The organism is Paenibacillus stellifer, from assembly GCF_000758685.1.
GTDB lineage: Bacteria > Bacillota > Bacilli > Paenibacillales > Paenibacillaceae > Paenibacillus_AQ > Paenibacillus_AQ stellifer.
Genome location: NZ_CP009286.1, coordinates 2,907,361 through 2,930,573, shown reverse-complemented (window position 1 = coordinate 2,930,573; position 23,213 = coordinate 2,907,361). Strand labels below are relative to the sequence as shown.

17 protein-coding genes are annotated in these 23,213 nt (G+C 52.6%); 9 read left to right on the top strand and 8 right to left on the bottom strand.

The window, feature by feature from the left end:
* Positions 1-22 precede the first annotated feature (22 nt).
* The gene (locus tag PSTEL_RS13435; protein WP_038696014.1) at positions 23-4,219 is read left to right on the top strand and encodes a bifunctional nitrate reductase/sulfite reductase flavoprotein subunit alpha; all 4,197 of its coding nucleotides are present in this window, start codon (positions 23-25) and stop codon (positions 4,217-4,219) included.
* 245 nt (positions 4,220-4,464) lie between these two features.
* Here the strand turns inward: PSTEL_RS13435 and PSTEL_RS13430 are convergent, their stop codons facing one another.
* The gene (locus PSTEL_RS13430) at positions 4,465-5,373 is read right to left on the bottom strand and encodes a cation diffusion facilitator family transporter (protein WP_038696011.1); all 909 of its coding nucleotides are present in this window, start codon (positions 5,371-5,373) and stop codon (positions 4,465-4,467) included.
* Positions 5,374-5,704: 331 nt separating this feature from the next.
* Here PSTEL_RS13430 and PSTEL_RS13425 point away from each other — a divergent pair, with 331 nt between their 5' ends.
* Positions 5,705-6,790 (top strand): glycosyltransferase family protein, encoded by a 1,086-nt coding sequence (locus PSTEL_RS13425; RefSeq protein ID WP_052098448.1) that lies wholly within the window; start codon positions 5,705-5,707, stop codon positions 6,788-6,790.
* A 72-nt stretch (positions 6,791-6,862) separates the two neighbouring features.
* On the opposite strand, the gene PSTEL_RS28470 is transcribed toward PSTEL_RS13425, so the two are convergent.
* Complete coding sequence (locus PSTEL_RS28470; protein ID WP_245624949.1) at positions 6,863-9,442, bottom strand: glycosyltransferase family 4 protein; 2,580 nt, start codon at positions 9,440-9,442, stop codon at positions 6,863-6,865.
* Positions 9,443-9,610: 168 nt separating this feature from the next.
* On the opposite strand from PSTEL_RS28470, the gene PSTEL_RS13415 reads away from it, so the two are divergent.
* Positions 9,611-11,005 (top strand): nucleotide sugar dehydrogenase, encoded by a 1,395-nt coding sequence (locus PSTEL_RS13415; RefSeq protein WP_084065058.1) that lies wholly within the window; start codon positions 9,611-9,613, stop codon positions 11,003-11,005.
* Entirely contained in the window at positions 11,002-11,976 is a 975-nt protein-coding gene (locus PSTEL_RS13410; protein ID WP_038696007.1) for an NAD-dependent epimerase/dehydratase family protein, read from the top strand. The genes PSTEL_RS13415 and PSTEL_RS13410 overlap by 4 nt, the downstream gene beginning before the upstream one ends.
* A 29-nt stretch (positions 11,977-12,005) precedes the next feature.
* Here PSTEL_RS13410 and PSTEL_RS26295 read toward each other — a convergent pair whose 3' ends face one another.
* A complete protein-coding gene (locus tag PSTEL_RS26295) occupies positions 12,006-12,647 on the bottom strand; it encodes a DUF1796 family putative cysteine peptidase (protein WP_052098444.1) in 642 nt (213 codons plus the stop codon).
* Between the two features lie 240 nt (positions 12,648-12,887).
* Between PSTEL_RS26295 and PSTEL_RS13400 the strand changes: the two genes are divergently transcribed.
* Positions 12,888-13,184, top strand: a complete 297-nt coding sequence (locus tag PSTEL_RS13400) for an ArsR/SmtB family transcription factor (protein ID WP_156995870.1) — start codon at positions 12,888-12,890, stop codon at positions 13,182-13,184.
* Positions 13,177-15,696 carry an FAD-dependent oxidoreductase gene (locus PSTEL_RS13395; RefSeq protein ID WP_038696003.1) on the top strand — a complete coding sequence of 840 codons (2,520 nt, stop codon included), beginning with the start codon at positions 13,177-13,179 and terminating at the stop codon, positions 15,694-15,696. Before PSTEL_RS13400 ends, PSTEL_RS13395 begins: the two co-directional genes overlap by 8 nt.
* A 109-nt stretch (positions 15,697-15,805) precedes the next feature.
* Here PSTEL_RS13395 and PSTEL_RS13390 read toward each other — a convergent pair whose 3' ends face one another.
* From PSTEL_RS13390 to PSTEL_RS13380, 3 genes are all read right to left on the bottom strand, one after another.
* Positions 15,806-16,789, bottom strand: a complete 984-nt coding sequence (locus PSTEL_RS13390) for an iron-hydroxamate ABC transporter substrate-binding protein (RefSeq protein WP_038696001.1) — start codon at positions 16,787-16,789, stop codon at positions 15,806-15,808.
* A 264-nt stretch (positions 16,790-17,053) separates the two neighbouring features.
* Entirely contained in the window at positions 17,054-18,520 is a 1,467-nt protein-coding gene (locus PSTEL_RS13385; protein WP_169744576.1) for a sensor histidine kinase, read from the bottom strand.
* Positions 18,498-19,184, bottom strand: coding sequence for a response regulator transcription factor (locus tag PSTEL_RS13380; RefSeq protein WP_038695999.1), 687 nt, complete (start codon positions 19,182-19,184; stop codon positions 18,498-18,500). The genes PSTEL_RS13385 and PSTEL_RS13380 overlap by 23 nt, the downstream gene beginning before the upstream one ends.
* Positions 19,185-19,338: 154 nt before the next feature.
* On the opposite strand from PSTEL_RS13380, the gene PSTEL_RS13375 reads away from it, so the two are divergent.
* From PSTEL_RS13375 to PSTEL_RS13365, 3 genes are read left to right on the top strand one after another with little or no spacing between them, the layout of a single operon-like run.
* Positions 19,339-19,692 carry a hypothetical protein gene (locus PSTEL_RS13375; protein ID WP_038695997.1) on the top strand — a complete coding sequence of 118 codons (354 nt, stop codon included), beginning with the start codon at positions 19,339-19,341 and terminating at the stop codon, positions 19,690-19,692.
* Positions 19,693-19,712: 20 nt separating this feature from the next.
* Positions 19,713-20,684, top strand: coding sequence for an FAD:protein FMN transferase (locus PSTEL_RS13370; protein WP_052098440.1), 972 nt, complete (start codon positions 19,713-19,715; stop codon positions 20,682-20,684).
* Positions 20,665-21,294 carry a ferric reductase-like transmembrane domain-containing protein gene (locus PSTEL_RS13365; RefSeq protein ID WP_038695995.1) on the top strand — a complete coding sequence of 210 codons (630 nt, stop codon included), beginning with the start codon at positions 20,665-20,667 and terminating at the stop codon, positions 21,292-21,294. Before PSTEL_RS13370 ends, PSTEL_RS13365 begins: the two co-directional genes overlap by 20 nt.
* Positions 21,295-21,428: 134 nt before the next feature.
* Here the strand turns inward: PSTEL_RS13365 and PSTEL_RS13360 are convergent, their stop codons facing one another.
* Positions 21,429-22,514 (bottom strand): undecaprenyldiphospho-muramoylpentapeptide beta-N-acetylglucosaminyltransferase, encoded by a 1,086-nt coding sequence (locus PSTEL_RS13360; RefSeq protein WP_038700858.1) that lies wholly within the window; start codon positions 22,512-22,514, stop codon positions 21,429-21,431.
* Positions 22,515-22,737: 223 nt separating this feature from the next.
* Positions 22,738-23,208: a GNAT family N-acetyltransferase gene (locus PSTEL_RS13355; RefSeq protein WP_038695993.1), complete on the bottom strand. Its 471-nt coding sequence runs from the start codon at positions 23,206-23,208 to the stop codon at positions 22,738-22,740.
* Positions 23,209-23,213: the final 5 nt, after the last annotated feature.

Genomic DNA, 23,213 nt, shown 5'->3' with positions numbered 1-23,213 from the left:
CCATGATCGGCGGTGAATGATTATGACCACACGGCAAGTGAAAAGCGTATGTCCCTACTGCGGCGTCGGCTGCGGAATCGTACTTGAAGTCTCCGGAGACCGCGTGGTCAAGCTCACCGGCGACAAGAATCATCCGGCCAATTACGGCCGGCTCTGCACCAAAGGCGGAAGCGCCGCGGCAGCCCTTACAGAGTCGGGCCGTCTGGAGCACGCTTTTTATCGAACGGACCGGCATAACGAGCCTGCCTCAATCCTGATGCAGGACGCGATCCGGTTGACGGCAAGCCGTCTGCGGGGCATTCTGGACCAACACGGTCCGGATGCCCTGTCCTTCTATGTATCCGGCCAGATGTCGCTTGAAGCGCAATATCTGATTAACAAGCTTGCCAAGGGCTACATCCGCACCCGGCATATCGAATCCAATTCCAGACTGTGCATGGCGAGCGCAGGCACGGGTTATAAGCTCTCGCTGGGCGCTGACGGCCCGCCAGGGTCATATGAGGATATGGATGGGACCGACCTCTTCTTCGTGATCGGCTCCAATATGGCGGACTGCCATCCGATCCTGTTCCTCCGGATGATGGACCGCATCAAAGCCGGTGCCAGATTGATTGTCGTCGATCCCCGACGGACGGCCACAGCAGAGAAGGCCGATCTATATTTGCGGATCAATCCGGGTACTGATTTGGCTCTGCTTAACGGTCTTCTGCACCTGATCTTGAAGAATGGTTATGCCGACCATGAGTTCATTCAAGCCCATACAACGGGCTTCGACAGCCTTCCAGCGTTTCTGGAAGACTATCCTCCGGTCAAAGTCTCCGCAATTACCGGAATTCCTGAAGAAGAAATCGTCAAGGCCGCCGAATGGATCGGGAATTCCGGCAATTGGATGTCCCTGTGGACCATGGGGCTGAACCAAAGCACCCACGGCACCTGGCACACCAATGCCATCTGCAATCTGCATCTGGCGACCGGAGCCATTTGCACTCCGGGCAGCGGGCCCTTCTCCCTTACCGGCCAGCCGAACGCAATGGGCGGCCGCGAGATGGGCTACATGGGTCCCGGTCTGCCGGGACAGCGGTCACTGCTGTCGGAAGCCGACCGCAGGTTCACGGAAGACCTGTGGCGTCTTCCTCATGGAACTCTTCGTCAGGAATCCGGGACGGGCACCGTCTCCATGTTCGAAGCGATGGAAGCCGGCGAGATCAAGGCCTGCTGGATCATCTGCACCAATCCTGTGGCATCGGTTCCCAATAGAACCAAGGTCATCGCGGGCCTTGAGGCTGCCGAGCTGGTCGTGACCCAGGACGCTTTCTTCGATACGGAGACGAACAAGTACGCGGATATTATGCTCCCTGCCGCGCTTTGGGCGGAGGGCGAGGGTGTAATGGTCAATTCCGAGCGCAATCTGACCCTGATGCAGAAAGCGGTCGAACCGCCCGGAGAAGCGATGCCTGACTGGGAGATCATTGCGAGAGTCGCCTGCGAAATGGGCTTCGGAGACGCGTTCACTTACCAATCGGCAGCGGAAGTGTACGCGGAGCTTCAGGGAGCGTGGAATCCGCAGACAGGCTATGATATCCGGGGCGCGACCTACGAGCGCCTGCGGACAGCGCCCGTCCAGTGGCCCTGCCCGCCGGACTCGGAGAATCGCAATCCGATTCGCTATGTCAAGACGAATCGGAGCGGGTCGGCCGTGGATGAAGCGATAGCAGTACAGGAAGCAGGGATTATCTTCCCTGCTCCGGAAGGCAAAGCCGTCTTCTGGGCGCGGCCTTACATGCCGCCTTCCGAAATGCCGGACGTGGAGTACCCGTTCGTCCTGAATTCGGGCCGGCTTCAGCATCAATGGCATACGCTGACCAAGACCGGCAAAATTCCGAAGCTGAACAAGCTGAATCCGGGTCCTTTCATTGAGATTCATCCGGATGACGCGAAGCAGCTCGGATTGCGGGACACGGACCCTGTCGAGATCAGATCGCGGCGGGGCCGTGCCGTACTGCCGGCTGTTATTACCGATCGGGTGAGTCCGGGGAGCTGCTTCGCCCCTTTTCACTGGAACGATGTGTATGGCGAGGATCTAACCGTCAACGCGATAACCAGCGACGCAGTCGATCCCCTGTCCCTCCAGCCTGAGGTGAAGTTCGGCGCCGTTTCACTGGCCAAGTCAGCCATACCGGCAGCTGCACTGTCGGCTCCTTCTGGACCCCCGGCCATCACTATAATGCAGCCAATAGAACCTGAAGAAACTGTGAAGGTGGTGAATCCTGTTATGAATCAATCCGTATATTCCACTCTGCTTGACGCATTCGAGAATGCCCTGCAGCTTCCGGCGCTTTCCGCCTTCCAATTGAACCGGCAGGATGCCATCTATTTGACCGGCTTCATGGCAGGCCTCCGGGCAGATTCCCACTCCACATCAGCCGGAGTTCCCGTTCTGCCGCAGGACGCGCCGCTTGAACCGGAGAAGCGCTTGTGGGTGAATGGAATGCTTGCCGGATTGTTCTCACGGACTGGGAGCACTGCCACCGTGCAGCCTGTTCAAGACACAGGGTCTGCACCTGCCTCTTCAGGGATTCCGGTTACGATTCTATGGGCATCCCAGACAGGGAACGCCGAGAGCGCGGCTTCCGGCTGCGCTGAGAAGCTTCAAGCCGCAGGATTTGAAGTCAAACTGACCTGTATGAGCGACTATAAGCTGTCCGCGCTTCCGCAAGAACGGTACGTTCTCTTCATCGCGAGCACTTTCGGAGCGGGCGATCCGCCTGACAACGGCGTCCGCTTCTTTGAAGAGCTATCTACTGATCAGGCCCCTTCCCTGCATTCGCTGCAATATGCGATTCTGGCTCTAGGCGATACCAGCTATGACGAATTTTGCGGATTCGGCCGCAAGCTGGATGACCGTTTAAGCAAGCTGGGGGCCGGAAGGATGCTGGATACCCTGCTCTGCGATACGGATTATGAAGATCAGGCCGAGAGCTGGACGATGATGGCCGCGGCTGTAATGAGCGATGAGAACGAGGTGAAAGAGTACTTATCTCCGGTGGCCGCCACCTCCTTGTCGATCGACGATACGGTTCAGATTAAGGAAGATATAGGATACAACCGGAAGCATCCCGTGATGGCGCGGATTGTTCACAGCCGCCTGCTGAACCGGGATAGCTCTGCCAAAGAAACCCGGCATTACGCTTTCGATATCAGCGGTGCCGGAATTCAATATGAGGCTGGCGATGCTCTAGGTGTCTGGCCGGTCAATTGTCCTGAACTGGTCCTGGAGCTGCTCGATATTCTACACCTGAATCCCGATACACAGGTTGAGCTGCCGGATAAGGGCAATATGCCGCTCTTCCAGGCGCTGCAGCAGCATTACGAAATCGCCAGAATCACTCCTGAGATGCTCCGGCATGTACAAAGGGCAAGCGAAAGCGCCCAACTGAGCGAGCTGCTGAAGAGCGAGAACAGCACCAGGCTGAAACATTGGCTGTACGGGCGGCAATTGCCCGATATGCTGAAGGAATTCCCTTCTTCAATTAGCCCGGACTCACTGCTCAGATTGCTGAAGCCGCTCCAGCCCCGGCTGTACTCCATATCGTCCAGCCCGAAGGCCCATCCCGGCGAGGTTCACATTACAGTATCCACCGTTCGCTATAGTCATAACGGAAACCCGAGAAAAGGCGTCTGCTCGACCTTCCTCGCCGATATCGCGACAGCGGAGACGGAGATACCGGTCTTCATCCAGAGAAATACCCGTTTCCGGCCTCCCGTAAGTCCCGATACGCCGATGATAATGGTGGGACCCGGAACCGGCATCGCGCCGTTTCGCGGCTTCCTTCAGGAACGGCGGGAGCGCGGTGCGCGGGGACGAAACTGGCTCTTCTTCGGAGAGCAGCACGAGGACAAGGACTTCTATTTCAAGGATGAGCTGGCGGACTTGCAAAGAGAGGGCTTCCTGCACCGTCTCGTCACCGCCTTCTCGCGCGATCAGGCCGAGAAAATCTATGTCCAGCAGCGCATGCTGGAGCATGGCGAAGAGTTGTGGAGCTGGATTTCGGACGGCGCCCATTTCTATGTCTGCGGCGACGCTTCGCAAATGGCGCAGGAGGTGGATGCCGCGCTGCGGACCGTCATTTCCCGGCATGGCGGCATGAGCGAGGACGAGACCAGAGATTACCTGAAGACCATGACTCAGGAGAAAAGATATGTACGCGATGTTTATTGAAATAATGACATCAACGTTTTTAGGAATACATGCAAGGACTCCAGCAAAATGCAGGGGTCCTTCTTATTTTCCCGAATAAGGAGAAATACCCATCATCTGACCTTGATCGATCCGGAACACGGCTTCTGCGACGTCTAAATCCAACAAATGCTCCCCCAACTTGGAGGAGCATTACATCTTCGTGTGCGGGCAGCCGCATATGACAACTGTACTTTGCAACGAGCCAAGATGCGGAAGGATTAGCATTAACGCAACCCTCCCCCTTCTTGGTCTTCCACTGGCTCGGCAGGCTCGTAATGAACGTTCACCTCGTAGATGACCGGTACTTTCTTTAGCTCTTCCTCGACTTGTGTGGCGATTTCATGCGCCTTCTGAAATTCGGTGTCCGCATCCACTACGATAATGACATCGATGACCTCGTTATTTCCGTAGTTTCTCGCCTTGATATCCTTCACTTCCTGAACGCCGCTGACCTTCGCAATCATGTCCTTGTATGTAGCTATCAGGCTCTCGTCAAAGCCGTCGGACAAATGATGGGAGGCCTCCCGGAAAATATCCCAAGCCGTCTTGCAGATGATGCAACCGACCAGTACGGCGGTCAGAGGATCAAGCCAGGGCATGTTCAGCTGCGAGCCTGCGATCCCGATTACCGCTCCGATACTGACTACCGCGTCAGAGAGGTTATCTTTGGCCGCTGCCATGACCGCCTGGCTGTTAATCTGTCCGGCAAGCCGGCGGTTGTAACGGTATACCACATACATGACAGCGGCGCAGAACAAGCCCGTCCACATCGAGATGGGATCCGGCGGCTCGCCGCCGCTCTCAAAGATGGATACAACCGCTTGATACAGCACCTGCAGGCCGACCGCCATCATGATGAACGAAGCGATCAGCGAAGCAATGGTCTCCGATTTCCAATGTCCGTATTGATGGTCTTCATCCGCCGGCTTCTGGGCAAGCTTAAGCCCGATCAGCACCGCGACCGAAGCGACAATATCCGTTGCGTTGTTAAGACCATCCGCCTTCAGCGCTTCGGAGCCTGCTGCCACCCCGATTATTAGTTTTAATGAGGACAGAACGATATAAGCGACAATACTGATGATTGCGCCCCGTTCGCCCATTTTCAAATTATGGTACCTCTGTTGTTGATCCATGAACCCCGGGTTCCCCTTTCTACACCCTCTATGGTAACTAATACTAACAGCCGCCATTCATGTGGGTCTAGAGAAACGTTTTTTTACCGGGGTGAAAAAATAGGGCCTGACTAACTAAGTTGCACCGGACAAACTTACTTTCACCGGACTAAATGAGCGTCGTTCCTTGGATTGCACAGCCTGTACAAGCTTCCGACCTCATCTGAACGAACCCGCTACGCACATGTCCGCCTAAATAGCGCAAGGGACAATCTTAGATGCCGAAGCAACCCAAGCGGATATGGATACGGCACATACCATAATAACAAGAACATGTTCAGGAGGGGTATTCATGTTGCATGCCTTCACAAGCGCCGCCATCAACTACTTGCCCAAATGCAGGGTGCTCTGCGAGTCCGTTAAGCGGCATCATCCGGAGATCCGGTTTCACCTGGCGCTGACGGATCGGCTCCCGGAGTCGTTCAATCCCTCAGCCGAGCCTTTTGACAGCATCATTACGATCGGTCAGCTTGAAATCCCGGACACCGTCCGGTGGTTGTTCAAGCATAACCTCACGGAGCTTAGCACCGCTATCAAACCGTTTGTCATGAAGATTCTGTTCCGGCAGCCCGGCTGCGACGGCGTTCTGTATTTCGATCCGGACATCGTCGTATTCAGCAGGCTGGACGATCTGCTTCATGAATTCGCAAGCTCCAGCATTGCGCTGACACCGCATCTGTTGAAGCCGTCGCCGACCTATGAATCGGTCATTGAACACGAAATTTTCAGCACCCTGCGCAACGGTCTCTTCAACCTCGGTTTTGCGGCAGTCCGAAACGATGCGAACGGACGCGCCTTTGCCGACTGGTGGGCTGACCGCTTGTATCATTTCTGCCGGGCGGAGCCTGAGAACGGAATGTGGACGGATCAGAAATGGGCTGATCTGGCTCCGATCTATTTCGACGGGGTCCATATCCTCCGCTCTCCCCGCTTCAATGTAGCCTCCTGGAATATTCCAACAAGGCATCTGACCGGTACGGTGGAGAGCGGTTTTTATGTTGAAGGCCTGCCGCTGGGCTTCTACCATTTCACCGGGTGGGACAGCGGCGCTCACCTCGGCCAGGTGCTCAAGCATGCGGGATCAAGCCGGGACGCGGTCCTTGCTCTGCTCCAGTGGTATGAATCCCAGGTCCAAGTGAAGTCAGATTACTTAACCCAAATCAAATGGGCTTTCGGCTCTTTCGACAACGGAATGCCGATCACCGCACTGCACCGCAGGCTATACCGGGAACGCATCGATCTTCAGAACGCCTTTACCAATCCCTTTGAAACCGCAAGCGGGTTTAACTACCAAGCCTGGTTTGAGCGCCATGCGCCTCTAGAGCATCCCGATCTGTTCAATGGCGTCCCCGGCGTTTGGAAATTCGATGTCAAATAACAGCACGGTGTGCCCGCAGACATGATGTAATCAGCCTGCGGCGCACTTTTCCGCGACATCAGCCACTTTACCCTATAACCGCTTTAATTTCTCCAGCCGCTTCTTCATCATTGCCCCGACCTTCAACGGTGAGAACTCGGTTCGAATCGTATGCTGCCCTTTGGCAGCTATTTTGTTTCTCCACTCCGCATCGCTCACCAGCCTATTCATGAAGTAAGCGGCCTGCTCCACGTCGGGCTCCGCCCACCGCTGGCCTTTTGAATAGGGACCATAGCTTTCATCCAGCTCTACCAGTTGGTACGAGACCCCGCAAGAATTGCCGGCGTTCATGAAATCCGTATTCCCCGACCACAGGGTTCCGATCACCGGCTTACCCAGATACATGGCCTCTGCCAGTACGATGCCAAAGCCTTCCGAACGATGCAGTGAAACGAAACAATCTACCGAATGAATCAGTGCGTTGATTTCAGGCCGGGTCAGGCTGATCTCGATCAAATAAATATTGGGGATACCCGCCAGGCTGCGCTTCAGCTGCTCCAACTGCTCCGGCATCGAATTCGCATTATTCACTTTCAGCACAAGCCCCGCATTGCTGTCCGGCTCCGGGAAAGCCTTGCGGAAAGCCTCAATGGCAGCCTGGGGATTTTTGCGTTCCTGAAAGCTCCAGGTGTCGTACATCGACAGGAACAGGAACTTGCCCACCGGAAGTCCGAAATAGCTTCTGCCGCTCCACTGCGGAACTTCCACGTTCACCGCATGGGGCATCCGGATAACCGGGATCGGAGAGATTTCCTGAATGGCCTGCTGAACAAAGCGGGAAGGCGCCCAGACCTCATCCAGCATTTCAAAACAAGAGGACCACGTATCCGGAAATTCGGGAAGCTCCCAATGCCATAAGGCAATGTTCGTGTTGCCGGCAAAAAAATTCCACCCCAAGCGGTGATACACTCCGGTAACCGAATCAGCGTTGATATACATCAAATTCGTCGAATAGCGCGAGTCCGTGATTTCCATATGACTCCAGGAGCGATCTTCGGATTGGGCTCCGTTCAGAGGAATATGAATCATTCCGAATGGAATACCAGCAGCCTGGATCGCCCTCGCTGCCATCCGGCTGGCCTCTCCTACCCCATTCTCCGTTCGGGTATAACCGATCAGATTAATACCTCGCTCACGCCCCGAATCCAGCGAGATAAAAGGGAAGCGGCTATGCCTGTAGAACGGCTTCGAGGTTCCGCTTAGCTGAAAACGCTCATGAATGCGGCGTTCCTCTGGATGATGCAATTGTAGATGAACCTGCGCCCATTTTAACAGACGGACCTCATCTTTGCCCAAAGGATCGGGAAACGCCTGCTGTAAATCCGGCCGCTTTTGAACCATTTCATAAACCATTCTCGGAAGATGCACCTGCGGGTTAACCGGAGCCAGGGCCCATGCCAAGAGTGCTTGAGGATCAGACGGCGTCTCCTTGGTATTTCCGATATATTCGGGCAGCCATTCGAAATTCGGACTAAACTCCGCCGGAATCCGGAATTGCGCCCATTTCAGCAGGTGAACGGCGTCCTGGCCCAAGGGATCGTGAAACACACTCTGTAAATCCGGGCGTGTACGGTAAATTTCATAGACCAGATTGGGCAGCACAGTGCCGGGATGAACAGGCGCAAGCGCCCATTCCAGGCTGCCGAACGGGCATTTGAAGAAATCGGAAGCAATGCCGTATTCGGTTTGGGTGTTATTTGTGCCCCATTCCGTAAATGCTGCTTCATCTTGTCCCAGCGGGTCGGGATAAACCATCCGGACATCTTCCCGGAGCCAATAAATTTCATACAGAAGGTTAGGAACGGATGTCTTCATGCTTACCGGTGATTTCAGCCAACGCAGAAATTCTTCCGGAGAGTTCGAATCGAACGGATTGATAAAGCGGCTGCCATGGGGATCGATAGAGCCATAAATCAGCCGAAACACATCGGGAATCGGAAAACCATTCGAGAATCGGGACCATTTGTATAAATCCGGCTCAACATATGGGGTTGCCGGATTCCGGTACGTTAGTGTAGAAGCCACTTGGGATATTCGGCCGGGACTCAGGCTGATCTTGTTTAAAATATCTGAATCAACAAGCAGCTTGTGTATCTCTTCTACTTTCATGCTTGGTTCACTAGAGTCATTCAGCACCCTGTTCTCGATTCGGCTTCTCCATTTCGCGAGCGCCTTTCTTCCCTGGGCCTGACTGGTTATCCCAATCAGCGGAAAGAGGTCGTCCGCCGATCTTGAGGCGTAAACGGCGCTGTCCCGGTTCATGGAGTCCATCAATTCCGGAAGGGAACCCGAAATTCGCAGGCAGCCGTCTATATATAGAATATTGTCAAGCTGCCGGACCGAGAGCAGATAATCGATCAGCAGCGGCTGCAGTACAGCCGTTAACTGGCTCATGGAGAAACGAAAAGCCAAGGTTTGCGGCCGGGCAACGCCAATCTGCTGCATATTCAGAACGTGCAGACGTGCCTCTCCGCCATAATTGATCACCTCTTCCCCGTCCAGCAGCAATACCCATAATTCGGAATCCGGATAGACGCGCTTCAGAGAATCGGACAGTTCACGAGCCTCTGAAATCCGGCTGGCCATTATGATGGTGCATGCGTGGAATACCAACTTCAACTCCTCCCTTCATAGGCGATTTACTTTACCAAAGAATATATATATGCAGGCTTCGCCACATTTCCAACCTGAAGTCATTCTTTTTTAATAATTGCTGCGGCATCAGCCCTGTCCAAGCGATTTGAGCTTGCATTAACTGAATGAACAAGCAAATTTAAGCAGATGAATCAGATGAATGTGGAGGAGAGCGAGATGAATCCTGTACCGGTTATTTATGAAGACCGAGTGATCGGAGTAATAGGAATGGGATACGTCGGTGTTACGCTGGCGGTAGGCCTGGCTGATGCCGGCTTCCAAATTTACGGGGTCGAGAAGGCGGAAGCTGTACTTGAACAGCTGCGCCAGATGAAACCCGGCTTCTATGAACAAGACCTGGAGGAACATCTGATCCGGCATTTGAAATCCGGGCGAATCCAGGTAAGCCAAGAAATTCCGGCAGATCAAGGAATCCGGACCTACATCGTCACGGTAGGCACTCCCGTCGGTCCAGACAAAAAAATCCGGCTTGAGCCGATCATGGAGGTCGGACGTCAGTTGGCCGACGTACTTAAGGACGGCGATATGGTCATACTCCGTTCTACGGTTAAGGTAGGCGTAACGCGCCATACCGTTCTTCCGCTTCTGCAGGCGGGCGGCACTTCGGTCGATCTTGCCTTCTGTCCGGAGCGTACGGTTGAGGGCAAGGCGTTGTCGGAGCTGTCCACCCTGCCACAGATCGTATCCGGTCTGACAGAGTCCGCATGTCTCCGGGCAGCACGTTTATTCAGCTTTCTTACGCCGACAGTGATCAAAGTCGGATCGCTTGAAACAGCCGAGCTCGCCAAGCTGGTGAGCAATACGATCCGCGATGTGAATTTTGCCTTTGCGAACGAAATTGCTTTGATCTGCGAGCCGCTTAACATCAATATGTCCGAGATTATCCACGCTACTACGCTTCACTACCCGCGATGCAATCTTTCCGCTCCCGGCCCGGTCGGCGGACCTTGTCTGGAGAAAGACCCTTACATCCTCGCTGAAAGTCTGGAGCTGCATAATGTGGTTCCCAAGCTTACACTCACGGGGCGCAAAATCAACGAGGAGCTCCCGATCCGGTCGGCTGAGCGAATTGCGGAGATACTTCGGGCATACACGGACGGCAAAGGCATAGTCCAGCCCGAAATCGCGATCCTGGGAATGGCCTTCAAAGGAAGTCCGGAAACCGATGATCTCCGGGGAAGTATGGCGTTCCCGCTGATTGAAGCGATCAGGAAGCAATTCCCGGATGCAGCCCTTCGTATCTTTGACCCTGTCATAAGTCCGGGCAAATTGGCGAAGCTGTCCCTTGATGGCGTCCAGGTCGCCAATACGCTGGAAGATGCTTTTAAAGGTACGCATGTCGCTGTGATCCAGAATAATCATCCGGTGTTCCGGTCCATGCCGCTTCACCAGTTGGCCGGTACCATGGCGTCTCCGGCCATCGTATATGATTTCTGGAACCTGTTCCAGGGAAGAGACAATGATGTGCGCAAATTCAAATATATCGCACTGGGTGCCCGAATGGATGGTGAGGAACAATGAGCGTGTATCTCGTTACCGGCGCAGCCGGCTTTATCGGTTACCACCTGGCCGAGTATTTGAGCCGGGACTCGCGAAATATTGTAATATGTGCAGATAATCATGTCCGCGGGGAACAGGATTCTTTGTACCAAGAGCTTACAGCCAGAGCGAATGTAACAGCCTATGACGTCGATCTGACCCGGCCTGAAGAGGTTCGGAAATTGCCCGGGCAAGTAGATTATTTGTTTCATCTGGCGGCTCTCAACGGCACGCAGAACTTCTATCAGCGTCCGTATGAGGTTCTTCGCCATTGTACGCTTCCTGCTTTTCATCTGATTGATTATTACGGCCGCCCGGATTCCGGTCTGAAACGGTTCGTGTACGCCAGCACCTCTGAAACGTATGCGGGCACTGTCGATTCCTTTAACTGGCCGGTGCCTACAGCCGAGGATGTCCCGCTTGTCATTCCGGACCCCGGCAATCCCAGATGGTCTTACGCCGCATCCAAGCTTCACGGCGAGGTGCTCGTGCATCAGGCGGGCAGCTCCAAAGGCTTTCCGTTCACCATTATCCGCTATCACAATGTATACGGCCCGAGAATGGGCGACAAGCATGTAATGCCCGACTTCGCCCGCCGGCTAAATGAGAGCCGGTTCGAGCTATACGGATATACGGACACCCGTTCCTTCATGTATATCGATGATGCGGTAAAGGCAACTGTCCTCTGCGCTCATGAGTCCGAGACCGCAGGCGAGACGGTCAACGTCGGCGGCACGAAAGAACTCAGTATGCTGGAGCTTGCCGAAATGATGATGGACATTAGCGGCATTAAGGGACAGCTCGAACTTCATCCTTCTCCCCGCGGCAGCGTCTCCCGGAGGGCTCCCGTTATCGACAAACTGCTTCGCCTGACTTCTTACCGGGAAGAAGTGCCGCTGGAAGAAGGCATAAAGCGAACACTGGACTATTATTTGACTGATGAGCAGAACTAAGCGAATTTAAGGCAACCTGCAAGGATAACCTACTGGTTAACAGTCCTCAGTTTGCCCATAATCTGATCCCACGCCGGACGATTATCCAGGAACATATCCGGAACTTGCGGAATTTGCAGCATACAGATCCTGCCGGTCTGACATTTCAGATCGGTAGGCGTCTGTATGCCTGGCGCATGATTGATAACAAGCAGAGTGGCATTGCCACCTGTCTTTCGCTCCAGTATGGAGAACAATTCAACCGCTTCTTCATAAGTCGTGTCAGTGCGGATAAATAACATGTAAGGCAGCGTCCTCATATGTGTTAACATCCGTTCCGACCTGAGCTTCAGCTTGTGATTGACATTCTCCCACTCCCTCAGATCATCTGAGCTGTTCTTCCCCACTCCGAAATCATGCATGGATACCATCCGATATTTTCTGTCTACCACCATATAACATTGGGACTCAGGGTTAATCCCGGTTACTTCCAAATTCGGTTTGGCAAAAAAATCCTGAAAATCGGCTGTCAGCAGGTCCATTACTCCTCGAGCATCTGGCGCATACAACCAGTCCAGTGGACCCGCCTGCATCCGCAGTCCGGACCGTCGAAGCTCCGATGCAGCCAGACAGTTATGACCTAGGCTGAAAATAACACTGTAGCTTAAGCAAGCGATCTCCTCGAAATTCATAGACTCACCTCGTGCCCGGTATAGAACAATCTATGCGTGAACCGCATTCCAAGGCACAGCCTGGCGTCAGGATTCGGAAATTTTTCAGCATTTATGGGGATCAGCTGCGAACAGGCTCCGGAACAGGCGCAATAATCAATATTAAAAATAAGGTTTGATTTTCTGATCTTAATATCGTAATATTACGATATATCGATTGAATTGATTTTAAATTTTGCATCTTCGAGGTGAAACCTGTTCATGGATAACCAGTTTAAAGCCTATACCCAGAGCGCCGAGCTGCTCAAAGCAATCGCCCATCCGGTACGATTGTGCATTATTAAAGGACTCATCGACAAAGGCAGCTGCAACGTGACCTATATGCAGGAATGCCTGGAGCTGCCGCAATCGACTGTTTCCCAGCATTTGCAGAAGCTTCGCTCTCTGGGCATAGTCGAGACACAGCGCAACGGTCTGGAGAATTACTATTCAGTCAAAGACGAAAGAGTTATACGTCTGGTTCAACTACTGCTTAAGGAGGAATCACAGCATGATTAAAAAAGTATTGATTGTCGGCGGAGTGGCCGGTGGCGCATCCGCCGCTGCCCGTCTTCGCAGACTGGACGAGGAAGCACATATTGTCATGTTCGAACGGGACGCCTATATTTCATTCGCTAACTGCGGACTTCCCTATTATATCGGCGGCTCCATCCAGGACCGCTCGCGGCTTCTAGTGCAGACGCCTGAGGCAATGCATAGCCGGTTCAATATCGATGTCCGGATTCAGAGCGAGGTGATCTCCATTGACCCCACGAATCACACAGTGACGGTTAACAGCCGCGAACGCGGCATCTATGAAGAAAGCTATGATGCACTGATCCTGTCTCCCGGAGCCAAGCCGATCCGGCCGGCACTTCCGGGCATCGACAGCTCCCGCATCTACACGCTGCGCAACATACCCGACACCGACCGTATTAAATCCATTGTCGCTGAAGAAGGAACCCGTTCAGCCGTGGTCATCGGGGGAGGCTTCATCGGAGTCGAAATGGCGGAGAATCTGCGAGAGGCAGGGCTTGAGGTTACGCTGATTGAAGCGGGCAACCAATTGCTGGCTCCCTTTGACCCGGAAATGTCCTCTGTTCTGTCGCGGGAGCTTGAGGACCATGGCGTCCGTCTGATTTTCTCCGACCGGGTACAGGGCTTCAAGGAAGAAGGCTCCCAGGTCGAAGTATCACTGTCCAGCGGCAAGGCGCTCCGCAGTGAAATGGTTCTGCTTGCCATTGGCGTGACGCCGGATACCGCTTTTCTTAAGGACAGCGGACTGGAGCTCGGTCCGAGAGGACATATTGTCGTCGATAAGCATATGATGACCAATTGTGAGAATGTCTATGCCGTCGGCGATGCTGTTGAAGTGGTTGACTTCGTGAATGGACAGAAGACGGCTGTGCCGCTTGCAGGACCGGCCAACAAGCAGGGGCGGATTGCGGCGGACAACGTCGCCGGACTGCGCACCGAATATAAAGGCACTCAAGGGACTTCGATCCTGAAAGTATTCGATTTGACAGGTGCGGCTACGGGTAACAACGAGAAAACGTTAAATCGGTTAGGCATTCCCTATCAAACCGTATATGTTCATCCCGGCTCCCATGCTTCGTATTATCCCGGAGCTATGCCATTGTCGATGAAGCTGATCTTTGACGCCACAGGCAAGGTGCTCGGAGCGCAGGCTGTCGGCAATGACGGTGTGGACAAACGAATTGACGATATCGCCGCCGTCATCCGGTTCGGTGGAACGGTTCGGGATTTGGCGGAATTGGAGCTTGCATATGCTCCTCCTTACTCTTCGGCCAAGGACCCCGTTAACATGGCAGGCTATACGGCGGAGAATGTCGTTCTCGGACTGACCGAAGTCATCGTTCCTTCTGACCTGAAGGACCTTGACCCGGAATCCGTAATGCTGGTTGACGTCCGGACAGCAATGGAGCATGCGAACGGTCATATCGAAGGCTCCGTCAACATTCCGGTAGACGAACTGCGGAACCGGCTGAACGAACTGGACCACAGCAAGGAAATCTGGGTATACTGCCAGGTTGGGCTGAGAGGCTATACCGCTTCCCGTATCCTGAAGCAGAAAGGCTACCGCGTCAAAAATCTCACCGGTGGCTATAAAACGTACCAAATGACCCAGTTCACCCCGAAGCCGACTCCTCCAACCAATCCGACAGGCGGGAAAACTGTAACGGCAGAGAAGGAAGTCAAACCGGATACAGGCAGCAATGTCATTAAGGCGGATTTCGGCTCTAAGCCGGCTACCGCCGTCAGTGAACTAAAGGCCGATGCCGAGCTTGACGCTTGCGGTCTCTGCTGCCCCGGTCCGCTTATTCAGGTGAAGCAGAATATCGACAAGCTGGAGGCAGGCCAGATTCTGAAGGCGACCGCCACCGATCCCGGCTTCTATGAGGACATACAGGCATGGGCCCGCATGTCGCGCAATCCGCTTGAACGGCTGACCAAGCTGCCAGGCGGCACGATCGAAGCTTATCTGCGAAAGGACGGCACGATGCCGCAGAATGAGTCTGTTCAGCAGCAGGACACGGCGCGCAATGCCAGTACGATGGTCGTCTTCAGCGGAGATCTGGACAAAGCCATCGCTTCATTTATTATCGCGAACGGCGCCGCCTCCAGCGGCAAGAAGGTCACCATGTTCTTTACGTTCTGGGGTCTCAACATCATTCGCAAATCCAGCAAGGTCCCGGTCCGGAAGGACATCATCGGTCGAATGTTCGGCGCCATGATGCCGCGCGGAAGCCGGAAGCTGAAGCTGTCGCAGATGAACATGCTCGGAGCTGGTCCCCGAATGATCCGCTCCCTGATGAAGAGCAAGAATGTCTCGTCACTGGAAGAGCTAATCCAGAGCGCACTCGACCAGGGCGTTGAAATCGTCGCCTGCCAAATGTCGATGGATCTAATGGGAATTAAGCGTGAAGAGCTGATCGACGATATCGGCATCGGCGGAGTCGGCTACTACCTGGGCCAGGCGGACCAGGCTGGACATAATCTGTTCATATAATAATCAGGAACAACAAATAAGCCGGCCGGTCAGGATTGTCTCCTCGACCGGCCGGCTTGCCTATTTATGCCCTATCTATTATGCACACGCAACAATATTTAAGTCAGTATTATTTAGCCAGAAAACCATCTGTAAAGACCTTCAGCAAATAGTCGAGCGTAATCGGATCGCTGTAGGTGGATTTCTCCGTCTCAATTTCAATCACATGCCCGTTCTTGACGGCCGGAATGTTCTTCCACGTATCCGTCGAGAAGAAGGCATTCTCACTGTTCGTTGCCGGTTTGCTAAGCACGATGTAATCGCCGGCATACTGCGGGACCGTCTCATTAGACAGCGTGTAGTAGCCCGGACCGAGCGCGTCCTTCTCGACCGCTGCCGGCATTTTCAGACCCATTGCCTGGTACAGTACTTCCGTCCCACGCGCCCAGTTATTCCCGAATACATAGAAGCTCTTGGCATCATATTCAAAGACGGATACCGTCGCATTCTCTCCGATCTTCGCCTTGATCTCTCTGCCAGCCGCCTCGGCGCGCTGCTTAAAGTCATCGACCCAGGCCTGCGCTTCCGCCTGCTTGTTCAGCAGCTTGCCGATTTCAATCTGCTGGTTCAAATAATCCAGCTTGCCCCAAGTGTACACTACTGTCGGCGCAATTTGAGCAAGCTTGTCCAGATTCTTCATATAGTCGCCGGCGATGATAAGATCGGGCTTCAGCTCGATAATATCTTCGAGACTGTCCTCCGATACGACCTTGACTCCGCTGAGCTTATCCGTGAAGAGCGGATTCTTGCCGGTCCACTCATCAACTCCGACCAAAGTGCCGCCAAGCGAAATCACATTGGGCGCATTAGTCAGGGCGACGATCCGCTGCGGGTTCGCAGGAATTCCGATCGGTCCAGTCTGGGACTCGTATGTAACCGTTCCGCTTTCAGCCGGGGCGGATGCTGCCGGTGCACTGCTTGCAGCCGCGGATGCTTCGGCGGCCTGGCTCGGAGCCGGTGTTCCGGCTGCGGCGTTATTGTTCGCCGCCTGGTTTCCGCAGGCTGTTAGTACTACCATCAACAGCAGAAGCGCAGGTGTCAGCCATTTTCTCATGATGATTATCCCCTTTCTAAATCCACTAATAATGCGATAATGATTCTCACTCTCACTGAAATATAACTATAGGTGTTACCCCCCTGCTTGTCAATATGAATTCAAGCGATGTTGTTTCGAAGGACTTGCTGCTGCCTGCCCAATAGTGAAGCCGGCCAGCCAAGGATCATATCTTGGCCGGCCGGCTATTTTTTTATAGCATATAAGAATCTTCTGAGCCAATTACTCACAGCCAAATGATCGATATCTGTGCCATATCATGGATTATCGGAGGTTCGGAAGCTCTACCCTGAAGATGCTGCCTTCCCCGGAAGTGCTGGTCACCTCAATCGTTCCGCCGTGGGCTTCAACAATCCATTTGGCGATTGAAAGTCCTAGCCCATGACCGCCCAGCTCCCGGGCTCTCGATTTCTCCTCGCGGTAGAACCGTTCGAAGATCCGTTCCCGGTCTTCCGGCTTGATGCCGATCCCGGTATCACGCACTTCAATAACAAGCTTCTGCCCCTTGACCTCCATCTGGAAGACCGAGAGCTCAATTAGCCCTCCATCAGGTGTATACTTGATGGCATTGTCCAGCAGGATGACGAGCAGTTGGGACAACCGCTCTGAATCGCCGCAGTATGGAAGCGGCCCTGTTCGTTCATAACGGAGCGTAATCTCCTTGGAAACTGCCATTGGTCTTAAGGAATCCGCAATCCGCTCGGCGACCGCCCCAAGATCAAAGTCCGTAATCCGGAGCGTCGCCGCACCCGAATCCGACCTCGCCAGCGTCAGTAGACTGTCCGACAGCCGGATCATGCGCTTGGCTTCATCTCTCATATTGTGCAGCACCTTTCGGGCAAATGGCTCCCCTTCGCCCACCCCTTCCATTTCGAGCGCATCGACTGAGGACAACAGCACGCTAAGTGGGGTCCGCAGCTCATGGGACGCATCCGCGACAAATTCCCGCTGTCTGGCGAAAGATCGCTTAACCGGAATCATGGCCTTGGAAGACATCTGATGGCTCAAAAATACAGCAAGTCCCGCAAAAAGCACCGCGACTGCTGCGAGCACAGCCAGCAACCACTGGAACAATCGATGCTGGGCCGTTATATCCTTGGCTCCATACATTACACCAAGCATTTGCCCTTCCTCAACAATTGCCCGTCCGGCGACAAGCAGCTTGCTTTTACCGCCTACTAGAGCGGATTCTGCGGTTGACTCACCGCCGTTGTCTTGATCCGCCGCTGCAGTTGTTTCATTGTTATCCACCCAAATAGTCCAGTACTCGGTCGCCTCACCTACAGATGTGTAAGAATCAGAGTAAACATCCTTCATGGCGTTTTCGATCTCACTAACCAGGTTCAAGGTATCAGCATTCAATGCTAGCAGATTGCCCGATGTGTCTGCGACAAATCCTGCGATCTCATTGCCGCCGCTGCGTACTCCCCCACCCGGATTGCCACCGCCTCCGATGAAGCCTTTCTTACCCTGACCATGCTCCCGGCTTTCATGCAATGAGTACACCTGCTGCTCAAGCCAGCTGTTCAACTGCTGCTTCTGCTGATTCATGAGGAGGTAATGAAGCAGCAAATATACCGTAACGATGAATAACAGCAGAAACCCGATCAGAACGGCGCTATAACGAATCGTCAGCTTGCGCTGCGTCAACCGGATGACATCGTTATCTGGCGGTTTGCCGGCCGATAATCTCCATTTTGGAAGCCGATTAGTGAACCTTCTCTTTATCAATTTTATATCCAACCCCCCGAACGCTCTGAATCCAGTCCTCATCCGTAATTTCGCCAAGCTTCTTGCGCAGCAGCTTCACTGTGGCATCTATCGTCTTGGGCCCGACATCGCTCTCCAGCCCCCAAATTCGGTCCAGAATGACCTCTCGCGTCAAGACGATCCCTGGGTTCTGGACCAGTAAATCAAGCAGCTGGAATTCCCGCGGTGTTAGCTGGACGGACTCGGTGCCGCGCTTCACCGTCTGAGCGGTCCGGTTGAGCGCCAGTTCGCCCAGCTTCATCACCTGCTCCAGAATCGGCGCAAAATTGCGGCGGGTAAGCGCCCGTATACGTGCAAGCAATTCGTCAATTTCGAACGGCTTCACGAGATAATCGTCGGCTCCGGCATCGAGCCCCTCGATTTTGTCCTGAAGACTGTCCTTCGCAGTGAGCATCAGAACCGCCCCGCTGTATCCATCCCGCCGCAGCTTCCTGCATACTCCCAAGCCGTCACCCTCCGGCATCATCCAATCCAGAATAAGCACATCGTACTGGGCTTCAGCCGCATAGTGGTAGGCATCCTCTCCGGTCGTCACCCAATCAATGGCGCATTCGGCTTTCTTCTTCAGCATATGGGCAATCAGTTCACCCAGCCGCCGGTCATCTTCTGCCAGCAGTATCTTCATGAACAGCGTCTCCTTCTTCAATAAGAAATCCTGAACTCAGGATAACATGCCATGATGAAATTCACATGAAAAAGAAGCTCATGAGAGGTTTCACCATTTTTTCACCAATTGCGTCTAAAATTCAGCTATCACTAAAGACGAGGGTGAGGACACTATGAAAAAACAACAATGGGTGAAATGGCTGACCGGCGTATCGGGAGTTCTTCTGTTCACAGGCTTCGTCGGATATATCGGCAATCAGAACCAGGCGGATGCAGGCAGCGCTGCCGCCTCTAACCAAACTCAGCAGGACAGCAGCATCTTCGAGAGCAGCCAGAATCAGCCACGCTGGGATTTCGACTCGGACTCCGGAACAGACAGCGGTTCGAGCACAGATCAAGGCTTCGGCCCAGGCCGGGGCCGATCGTATTCCTCCGGCGATTCCGGATCTTCCTCCGGCTCGGGCTTCTCGGATAATTCGTCCTCGGATAGCCAGGACAGCGGCCGAATGCGTACACGCGCTTCTTGATCCGGAAGGGGGACTGCGGAATGAAACATTTTAAAGCGATGAACACTGACTTTTACCTGTATGGACTGCCGGCAGAGTCTGAGACTCAAGCGGAGAAGTATTTCCGTTCCGTCGAGTCCCAGCTCAGCCGGTTCCGGCCTGCCAGTGAGCTGTCCCGTCTCAATCAGGCTTCAGGCAGAGCCTTTGCCGCCTCCCCGCTGCTCTTTCAGGCCGTCTCGGAGGCGGCTAGGTATTACCGCGAAACGGACGGTGTTTTTAATCCGTTCATGGGCAGAGCGCTGGAAAATGCCGGATACCGGGAGAGCTTCGAGCTCTTGGATAAGCAAGCGCCCGACACTTCAGCTTCGGCCTTCTCGGCAACCCATATTCAAGCACCGGAGACGCGTACTCCTCTTCCTCTGGATACCTATCTGGAGTTGGATTTAGAGCTGCGAAATATTACGCTTCAGCCGGGCATCTCGCTTGATCTGGGCGGTTTCGCCAAGGGGTGGAGCGCCGAACAAATGGCGGAGAAACTAGCCAATCGAGGTATACGTCAGGGAGCCATCGATGCCGGTGGCGACATTATCATCTGGGGAGAAGCTCAGCGGCTTATCGACATAGCCCACCCCTATCAGCCTGTAGAAAATATCGCAACTCTCTCGATCAGTACAGGAGCGGGGATCGCAACAAGCAGCCGGGTCAAACGGAGATGGAAAGGTCCTGGCGGTGAGGAAATGCATCATATTTTGGACCCCCGCACGCTCAAGCCCTGCACCTCTGATTTGATTCAGGTGACGGCGATTTGCCCTTCACTCGGGCAGGCGGAGGTTCTGGCGAAGACCTTTTTGATTCTAGGCGGAACGCGAGGAGTATCCTGGGTGAAGGAGCAGCATCCGGACTGCGCGGTAATCGCCGTACGGGAAGACTGCTCGATTGTGCTGGGTGGCATGGCGGAATTTTACCTGGCAGATATGAAAGGAGAGGAACGATATGTACAGTTGGTTCAGTAGTATTGCGGATACATTAAGCGTGTGGACGACCGTACGGGCTGCCGGGTTAACCTCTTATATGTTGCTCTTCGCGGCGATATTCGCCGGATTGCTTCAGGGAGAACCGTGGGCGAAAGGCGCTCGCAGAGCTCAGCTCAATCTGATTCATCAATGGACCGGATGGTTCGGCATGCTCTTCGGTCTGGTGCATGGGCTGGTTCTTGTGTTTGACCAATATGTCGGCTATTCGTTCTTTGAAATCGTCATTCCATTCGCATCCCGACATGAGCCGTTCTGGACAGGTCTTGGAACCCTTGCCTTCTATCTCATGCTCGCTTTGATTCTCAGCTCCGATATGATGAAGTCGATTGGTAAAAAAACTTGGCGCATCATTCACTTCATGGCACTCCCAACCTTCATTATGGCGTTGTTACATGCTGCAATGATAGGAACCGACAGCAGTACACCTGCCATGAAGCTGATGTATACGACAACCGGAGCGCTAGTCATTGGGATGGTTATTCGCCGGATTTATCTTGCCACACGGAAACGTGAAGGCCGTCGTGCGGCGCAGCCGGAGGTGGTATATCCAATATCCCGGCCTGACAAGAGGTACAGCTCTTTCCGATAAGAGTATTCGCCTAACCCTGAAATTCCAGTCAACAGCGACAGCCATGGACGGAATAATAAGTCCTAGTCTGTCGCTGTTTCATTGAATTAGAATGTCCCTTTAGTACAACGTGTTTATTTTGAAATAAAAACTATTTATTCATCATTTAGTCCATTCTTTGCGTTCTCAACAATCAGATTATAAATAAGGCTTACTGCATCATTACGCTCGAAAGAACTCATATTTCGAATATACCGTTCTTTTTCTTCTGCTAATTCATATATACTAGCAATTAAGCTATCAGGATTCAGTTGTTCTTCGTGTAGAACTTTACAGTAACCCTTGCTTTCAAAAGAAGCAGCATTTAAAAGTTGATCTCCTCTACTCTGTTCCTTAGTAAGAGGGATCAAAATCATTGGTTTCTTTAAAGATAAAAACTCAAAAATTGAATTCGAACCCGCTCGTGAAATCACAAAATCACACATGGTTAATATGTCTGGTAATTCTTCGTTTATATACTCATATTCACGGTAATCAGAATTAGCAATAGAAGAATCCAGATGTCCTTTTCCACAAAGATGAATGACTCGAAACTTCTTTGTTAGTTGTGTTAAGGATTCTCGAATCACATGATTGATCTTCCGTGATCCCAAACTCCCCCCCATAATAACTATTATAGGTTTCTTAATATTTGAAAACCCAACGAATGCCCGTCCACGTTCAGCATCGCCCTTTGTCAATTCATCTCTAAGAACAGGTCCCACGCAATAACATTTGTGGTTGTTAAAGTAAGATGATGTTTCCGAAAAAGTAGTGCAAATCAGACTAGCAAACGGACTTGCGAGCTTGTTGGCTAAGCCTGGAGTTAAATCAGATTCATGTATGATAACGGGAATTTTGTTCAACCAAGCTCCAATTACAACTGGTACAGAAACAAAGCCACCTTTAGAAAACACAATATTAGGCTTCTGCTTCTTAATAAGCTGATATGCTTGCATAATCCCTTTCACCACTTTAAACGGATCCTTTACGTTCTGCCAATCTAGATACCGTCGTAGCTTCCCTGTTGATATTGAATGGTATTTAACATTAAAGTTAGATGTGATTAGCTGCTTTTCAATACCATCCACTGAACCAATATATTCGGTTAACCAGCCTGCACGGATGAATTCAGGTATCATTGCAATGTTGACGGTTACATGTCCTGCAGATCCACCGCCAGTAAAGATTATTTTTTTTATTTTTACCACCTACCGATGATGTTTAATTCATTATACTCGATGTACCCTTAAAATATCTCAAGCAATGTACAACGCTTTTCTGCCCGTTTTTGAGCGAAGAGCGGTTACGTGGCAACCCTTATCCATTTAACTATCGTTCTCGATAATGGCGTACCGTCAGTCAAATAACTTATTCTCCTTCGACAACAGACCGTATGGTGCCGCTCTTTTATCAACCTACAACTTAATTCACAGTGTTCTTCAATGTATAAGACCTTGGGTAAAATCCATATTTCTCATAAAACTTCAATGCTTGTTCATTTCCAAATAAAACGGATATGCCAATGTCGAGAATTTCATTTTCCTGAAACCAATCCAGCGTTCGTCTCATTAAGGTATCTCCAATGCCTGTACCCCGATAACGATCCAGAATAAAAATCGAATCGATCTCTCCCTGCTTCCCCTCGTTGATCGAGCTAATACAATATCCGATCAGTATCTTCGCCGCTGCAGTTGCATCATGAGCTAAAATAATCTTTATTTGTCCTTGTCTCGATTTATCGAGCAGGTCGCGTGATCGCCCATCAAATGTATTGCTGCTTAGCTGCTCCGAAAAATGTCTCGACAATGAAGCATGATGATCTCTAAGCCGCTCCCATAATGGCTGGATTAATGCAAGTGAGGTTAGATCCGTCTCTACATACTCAATTTTCAATAGAC

What these genes read in the sequence shown, in the direction of transcription:
- PSTEL_RS26295 (WP_052098444.1), bottom strand. Translation starts at nt 12,647, where the DNA reads ATGAATTTCGAGGAGATCGCTTGCTTAAGCTACAGTGTTATTTTCAGC.
- PSTEL_RS13375 (WP_038695997.1), top strand. Translation starts at nt 19,339, where the DNA reads ATGAAAAAACAACAATGGGTGAAATGGCTGACCGGCGTATCGGGAGTT.
- PSTEL_RS13430 (WP_038696011.1), bottom strand. Translation starts at nt 5,373, where the DNA reads ATGGATCAACAACAGAGGTACCATAATTTGAAAATGGGCGAACGGGGC.
- PSTEL_RS13390 (WP_038696001.1), bottom strand. Translation starts at nt 16,789, where the DNA reads ATGAGAAAATGGCTGACACCTGCGCTTCTGCTGTTGATGGTAGTACTA.
- PSTEL_RS13380 (WP_038695999.1), bottom strand. Translation starts at nt 19,184, where the DNA reads ATGAAGATACTGCTGGCAGAAGATGACCGGCGGCTGGGTGAACTGATT.
- PSTEL_RS13425 (WP_052098448.1), top strand. Translation starts at nt 5,705, where the DNA reads ATGTTGCATGCCTTCACAAGCGCCGCCATCAACTACTTGCCCAAATGC.
- PSTEL_RS13410 (WP_038696007.1), top strand. Translation starts at nt 11,002, where the DNA reads ATGAGCGTGTATCTCGTTACCGGCGCAGCCGGCTTTATCGGTTACCAC.
- PSTEL_RS13415 (WP_084065058.1), top strand. Translation starts at nt 9,611, where the DNA reads ATGAATCAGATGAATGTGGAGGAGAGCGAGATGAATCCTGTACCGGTT.
- PSTEL_RS13370 (WP_052098440.1), top strand. Translation starts at nt 19,713, where the DNA reads ATGAAACATTTTAAAGCGATGAACACTGACTTTTACCTGTATGGACTG.
- PSTEL_RS13365 (WP_038695995.1), top strand. Translation starts at nt 20,665, where the DNA reads ATGTACAGTTGGTTCAGTAGTATTGCGGATACATTAAGCGTGTGGACG.
- PSTEL_RS13400 (WP_156995870.1), top strand. Translation starts at nt 12,888, where the DNA reads ATGGATAACCAGTTTAAAGCCTATACCCAGAGCGCCGAGCTGCTCAAA.
- PSTEL_RS13395 (WP_038696003.1), top strand. Translation starts at nt 13,177, where the DNA reads ATGATTAAAAAAGTATTGATTGTCGGCGGAGTGGCCGGTGGCGCATCC.
- PSTEL_RS13435 (WP_038696014.1), top strand. Translation starts at nt 23, where the DNA reads ATGACCACACGGCAAGTGAAAAGCGTATGTCCCTACTGCGGCGTCGGC.